Below are 6033 nucleotides of genomic sequence, written 5' to 3'. Positions count from 1 at the left end.
ACAACTCCAGCGTCGTCTCGATCGAAGCTCCCGCCATCCCATGACCCCCGAACCGAATCATGGTGGCTCAGTGAGTCAGAAACCGTTAAAATACGCAACTGTAATGCTAGGCGCCCGACCGGAATGCGTACTCCGGAACTTGTGGTCAAATCGCGGTCGTCGTCTCGTTTAGGCGGCCGGACGGATTTGGCGGCAGGAAGCGGAGCGGCGATCCTCATTCTTCGAGCTATGTTCGCGGTGAAGGGAATGTCGTCAGCTACGCCGATGTCGCGGCAGGAATAGGCAAGCCGAAAGCGCATCGCGCCGCGGCGTCGGCATGTGCAGCGAATCGCCTGGCGGTGCTGGCGCCGTGCCACCGTGTGCTTCGTGGGGACGGCGGCCTCGGCGGTTATCGATGGGGCGTCGACCGAAAGCGAGCGCTCCTCGATATGGAGCGCGCCGGCCGTCCCGAGGCGAGAAAACGATAGGTTGGATATCGCGATCCCTCCTCCGGTGGGCCGTGGCAGCCTTTGCTGGTCGTTGACCGACGATCATGGTCGCTGCCTCGGCCTTCTCGGGCGCGAGCGCTTTGCGAATATCTTCGTATCAGTTCGGTGCGGCGCAGGTGTCACGAGACGTTTTGCTCGCCGACGTCCGCGACGGGAATATTGGTTCCGCAGCCCTGGAAGGAGCCGAAATGAGTCGCGAAGTCTCCGAGAAAATCGAAACAGGCAGCGAGCCGGCTCTGCTTCAAGATGCGCCATGTATTGCCGCAGACGGGGTATGCTCGACCCTGCTCGAGGAGATGGCGGCTATCGAGCGTAAAGCTGCGTAGGCCGTCCGCCTCGCCGCCCTTATAGACGATCCTCTGACCATAGTCCTCGCAGGTGGGTTCGAGACCTTCGATCTTGAACAGCCGATAGGTCGCGGAATAGAAGCGCGCCGCGCCGATTTTCTTCTCCACCTCGGGATCGGTGATCTCGAGCGGACGGCTCGTGACGAGGCGGGGATCGCCGAAGCCGGCGGCCTTCGCCAGCGTGAGAAAGTCGCTCCAATAGAGCGCGCCTCCGAGGCCTTCCCCATAGACGACCGGATCTTTGCGGAGGGCCTCGCTCATGCGCCTGTCGGCATACATGTCCGCGAAATAAAATTCGCCGCCGGGCTTCAACAGGTCGAACACCCCTTTCAACACCGCCGGCTTGTCCACCGATAGGTTGACGACGCAATTGGAGACGATGACGTCGAAGCTCTGCGGCTCGAGGCCGAGCGAGTCCAGCTTTTCGATGAATCCTTCGAGGAAGCCGACATTGGGCCGATCATAGCCGAACCTGTCCATATGCCAGTCGATATGCGTGCGCGCCGTTTGCAGCTGCTCGGGCGTCATGTCGACGCCGACGACCTCGCCGACGGGGCCGACGAGCTGCGACAGCGCATAAACGTCGCGACCCGAGCCGCAGCCGAGATCGAGAACGCGTCGGCCTTCCAGCAATTCGGGAACGACCAGTCCGCAGCCGTAATATTTGGCCAGGACCTCCTCGTGGATGTTCGCGAGCAGCGCCTTGATGCGCGCGGGCATATCATTCGCCGCGCAGACCGTGGTCTTGAGATCGCCGGAACCACGCAAGGTCTTGCCGTAGTAGGTTTTGACGGCGTCGATATCCATGACTTCGTCCCTCTCGATTGGTGAGCCGGGGCGAGATCGTCCCGGCTCAATCCGCGCCGAACCGACCTGCGCCCGCGCTTTCGCCTGATTCCGATCGCTGCGCCCCGTTGTTTCTCACACTGGCGCCACGCGTCGACCTGCCGTTCGCCGTGATGCTGTTGCGGCCTTCGGCTTCAGCAACATTCCGTCGTCGCCCCGTCTCGATCGCTCGCGAACGGAAAATTCGTTCCGCAGCCCGGAAAGACGCCGAAATGCGTGGAGAAATCGCCGAGGAACTTGAAATGAGGGGCGAGCCGGCTCTCTTTCAACATTCGCCATGTGTTCCCGCAGACCGGGAATGCGCGTCCCTTCTCGATGACGTGGTGGCTGTCGAGCGTGAAGCTGTGCGGCGCGTCCGCGGCCCCGCCCATGTAGACGACGATCTGCCCATAATCCTCGCAGGCCGGTTCGAGATCGTCGATTTTGAATAGGCGATAGGTGGCGGAGTAGAAGCGCGCCGCGCCGATTTTCTCCTCGACATCGGGATCGGTGATCTCGAGCGGACGGCTCGTGACGAGGCGAGGGTCGCCGAATCCGGCGGCCTTCGCGAGCTCGAGGAAATCGCCCCAGTAGAGCGCTCCTCCGAGGCATTCGCCATAGACGACGGGATCCATGCGGGCGGCCTCGTCCAAGCGCCTGTCGGCATAGACATCGGCGAAATAGAATTCTCCGCCGCTCTTCAATAGATCGAACACGCCCTTCAGCACCGCCGGCTTGTCGATCGACAGATTGATGACGCAATTGGAGACGATGACGTCGAAGCTCTCCGGCTCGAGGCCGAGCGCGTCGAGCTTCTCGATGAGGCCGTCGAGAAAGCTGACGTTCGGGCGATCATAGCCGAATTTGTCCATATGCCAGTCGACATGCGCGCGCGCCGTCTCCAATTGCTCCGGCGTCATATCGACGCCGACGACTTCCCCATTGGGGCCGACGAGCTGCGAAAGCGCATAGACGTCACGGCCGGCGCCGCAGCCGAGGTCGAGAACGCGTCGGCCTTCGAGCAGATCCGGAACGACGAGTCCGCAGCCGTAATATTTGGTGAGGACCTCGTCGTGGATATTGGCGAGGAGCGCCTTGACGCGCGCGGGCATGTCGCCGGGCGTGCAGCAGGCCATGGTCTTCAGATCATCGGAGCTGCGCAAGGTCTTGCCGTAATAGTCTTTGACGACATCGATATCCATGATTTCGTCCCTTCCGAAAAAGTGCATCGAGGGCGATCGTCTCGGCCTGTTCGCTTCGTCGAGGCCGAGCGCGAAGTCCTCATTCAATAGACGATCGAGCGCCCCTCAACCCGAAGGCCAAATGCAATTTTTCGGCGGCCGGAATGTCGACGCGGATCGGCGTCGGCAGACATAAAAAGTTCGAAATGTCGAAACTAATTGACATATCGCAATATTCTCGGGGCCAGCCGCTTCCGCCGATTTTTCACGGCGGCTCGGCGGCGTCGGCCGACTTGGCCGACTATGGCGATTCTTTCAAGGGCGCTCTTTTTCGCGGCGACGGCATAAAGGACATTTGTCTCGATCGAAGTCGCGCCGCTCGCGCGTGGGAGAGGCAGATTTGTCTCTCGGGCCAGCGAAAAGGTCTGGGGCCGGTAATACCGGCGCCGATCACCGCCACCTCGGCCCTTTCGTTTCCTTCCAAGGCCGGAGCCTCGAACACGGGCGTGGCTTTGGCATGATGCGATGTCCGGCTGCCCGATCACGCCAGAAAAGCCCGCGCCGCATCCCGTGCGCCGCCGCTTCCGCACGCGGCTCTCGCAAAAGACGCGGCTTCGAGCTGCTTTCCGTCATTGCCTCGAGAGCGCTGTCCTTGTTTGAAAGTAAAACAATTCCACAATTCCCGGAAAGACCGATGTAAGTCATTGCTGAAATTACAAAAAATGCTATTTGAAAACATTTCAACATAGGCGCTGCTGCAATTGACCTCGTGTGGTGCAGTTTATACGATAATAAAAGTAGTTATATGTGTAGAATGAAGGAAAACATGCAAAAGCGCAGCCCATCCCGCTCCACGACGCCAAGACGTTCTACAGTAGAAACACGATCGGAAGGCCGTATCGATGCGGGTCGATTGCTGAGCGCTGCGGCGCTTTTGCTCTTCAGCGCCGACGCGGCCGCGCAGGCGGAGCCCGGCGTGACTTCCTTGCCGGCCGTGGCTGTCGACGCGCCCAAAGAGAAGCCGCGGCCGATCGTTCGGCAGAACGCAGCTGCGGCGCGCGTTGCGCGGCCTCGAACACGCGCCGCGGCGTCGGCTGCGCAGAGACATGCGCCTTCCCCTGCCGCCGCTGCGGCGCCATCGACCGCGCCCGCGCTTTTTGCAGCGCCCGCGCGAGCCGAACTCGGCAATCTGCCGAAGGAATACGCCGGCGGCCAGGCGGCGCGCGGCGCGCGTCTCGGCATGCTCGGCAATCGCGATTTTCTCGACACGCCCTTCAATGTGACGAGCTACACGTCGAAGCTCATCGAGAATCAGCAGGCGCGCACGCTCTCCGATGTGCTCGAGAATGATCCTTCAGTGCGCTTCACTGTGTCTTCCGGGCAGGTCCGCGAGAATTTCCGCATTCGCGGCTTTTCCGTTCTGGTCAGCGAGACGGCGCTCAACGGACTCTATGGCGTCGCGCCGGACGGACGCGTGCCGACGGAGTTTCTGGAGCGCGTCGAAGTGTTGAAGGGACCGGCTGCGCTGTTGAGCGGCATGGCTCCTTATGGAGCCGTCGGCGGATCGATCAATCTCGTCACCAAGCAGGCCGGCGACACGCCCGTGACGAGCGTCACCGCCGATTATACGTCGAATTCGCAATTCGGAACGCATATCGATGTCGGCAGGCGTTTCGGCCAGGACAACGCTTTCGGCATTCGCTTCAACGGCGCCTATCGCGGCGGCGACACGACGCTCGATTATCAATCGCGCGAACGTGGGCTAGAGGCGCTGGCGCTCGACTATCGCGGCGAGAAGCTGCGCATCGCGCTCGACGCCTATTTCAACCAGGAGATCGCGCGCGGCGGCGTGCCGATAATGGCGAGCTTCACCGGAACCGGCGTCGCCGCCGCGCCGGATTCCAGCAATAATATCTTCCGCGGACTCTCTGGCCGAATGAACAATTCCGGCGCCATGGGGCGCGTGGAATATGATCTCGCCGACAATGTCACCCTGTTCGCGAGCGCCGGCGCGATCGACGCACGCTTCAACGGGCTGACGAATTCGACCGTCGCGACCAATGTCAATGTCCTCGGCCGCTACAGCGGAACCGCCATCAATCTGCGCGGCTATACCGACACGATTTCGTTTCAAGGCGGACTGCGCGCCGATTTCAGAACTTTCGACATCGGCCACCGATTGTCTTTGAGCGCGGCCAATCTCGAATCGAAGACCGGCTCGACCTTTCAGCGCAGCTCGGCCTTTGTGTCGAGCATTTATTTTCCCGTCACGCCGCTCATGGCGCGCGATCCGGGAGAAGCGCCGAAGTCGACAGATACGACGCTGTCGAGCATCGCCCTCGCCGATACGCTCTCGGCCTTCGACGATCGCGCGCAGCTCATTCTCGGCCTGCGCGCGCAGCGTGTTCAGACGAAGAGCTATAATACGACGACCGGCGCCGAGACGAATTATTACGACGACAGCGCGGTGACTCCCGCTTTCGGCCTCATCATCAAGCCTCTGCCGATACCCATGTCGCTCTACGCCAATTACATCGAGGGCCTGACCCAGGGCGACCGCGTCACCGACACGGCGGCGGCGAACTATAATCAGGTGTTTCCGCCCTACAAATCGCGGCAGATCGAGACGGGCGTCAAATGGGACGCTGGGACGATCGCCAATACGCTGAGCTTCTATGAGATCGAGAAGCCGAGCCTCATCAAGAGCGGCAATGTCTACAATTCCGATGGACGCCAGAGAAACCAAGGCATAGAGTGGAACGTGTTCGGCGAGATCGTCGAAGGCGTGCGCATTCTCGGCGGCGCCTCCTATACGATCGGCGTGCTCACCAAGACGGCGAATGGCCAGCTCGACGGCAAGACCGCCTATGGCACGCCGAAATGGCAGGTCAATCTCGGCGGCGAATGGGATACGCCTTTCGTTCCGGGTCTGACGCTCGAAGGGCGCGTCGTCTACACGAGCGCGCAATTCGTCAACTCCGCCAACACGCAGAAAATTCCCGAATGGGCGCGTCTCGACGCGGGCCTGCGCTATTCGACACAGCTGCTCGACAAAAAAGTCACCTTCCGCGCCAATGCGAATAATCTGCTCGATCACAATTATTGGGCGGGATCCTATTTTGCGGACGGCATCGTCACTTTGAGCTCGCCGCGAACGGTTCTCCTATCCGCGACCGTCGACTTTTGAGGAGA

Annotated in this window: 5 protein-coding genes; 3 read left to right on the top strand and 2 right to left on the bottom strand. The window is 61.0% G+C overall.

Annotated features, from left to right (window positions below; genetic code table 11):
• The first annotated feature begins 149 nt into the window (after positions 1 to 149).
• Positions 150 to 467 carry a methylated-DNA--[protein]-cysteine S-methyltransferase gene (locus tag FMZ75_RS17045; protein WP_370464740.1) on the top strand — a complete coding sequence of 106 codons (318 nt, stop codon included), beginning with the start codon at positions 150 to 152 and terminating at the stop codon, positions 465 to 467.
• A 140-nt stretch (positions 468 to 607) separates the two neighbouring features.
• Here the strand turns inward: FMZ75_RS17045 and FMZ75_RS17040 are convergent, their stop codons facing one another.
• Both FMZ75_RS17040 and FMZ75_RS17035 read right to left on the bottom strand, forming a co-directional pair.
• The gene (locus FMZ75_RS17040; RefSeq protein WP_142863693.1) at positions 608 to 1642 is read right to left on the bottom strand and encodes a methyltransferase domain-containing protein; all 1035 of its coding nucleotides are present in this window, start codon (positions 1640 to 1642) and stop codon (positions 608 to 610) included.
• Positions 1643 to 1815: 173 nt separating this feature from the next.
• Positions 1816 to 2862 (bottom strand): methyltransferase domain-containing protein, encoded by a 1047-nt coding sequence (locus FMZ75_RS17035; protein WP_142863692.1) that lies wholly within the window; start codon positions 2860 to 2862, stop codon positions 1816 to 1818.
• Between the two features lie 143 nt (positions 2863 to 3005).
• Between FMZ75_RS17035 and FMZ75_RS17030 the strand changes: the two genes are divergently transcribed.
• Positions 3006 to 3362, top strand: coding sequence for a hypothetical protein (locus tag FMZ75_RS17030; protein WP_166144483.1), 357 nt, complete (start codon positions 3006 to 3008; stop codon positions 3360 to 3362).
• Positions 3363 to 3817: 455 nt separating this feature from the next.
• The gene (locus FMZ75_RS17025; RefSeq protein WP_246659923.1) at positions 3818 to 6028 is read left to right on the top strand and encodes a TonB-dependent siderophore receptor; all 2211 of its coding nucleotides are present in this window, start codon (positions 3818 to 3820) and stop codon (positions 6026 to 6028) included.
• Positions 6029 to 6033: the final 5 nt, after the last annotated feature.

The sequence above is a fragment of the Methylosinus sp. RM1 genome (genome assembly GCF_011378635.1).
Taxonomy (GTDB): Bacteria; Pseudomonadota; Alphaproteobacteria; order Rhizobiales; family Beijerinckiaceae; genus Methylosinus; species Methylosinus sporium.
The sequence above is the reverse complement of the archived record's forward strand: the minus strand, read 5'-3'. Positions and strand labels throughout refer to the sequence as shown.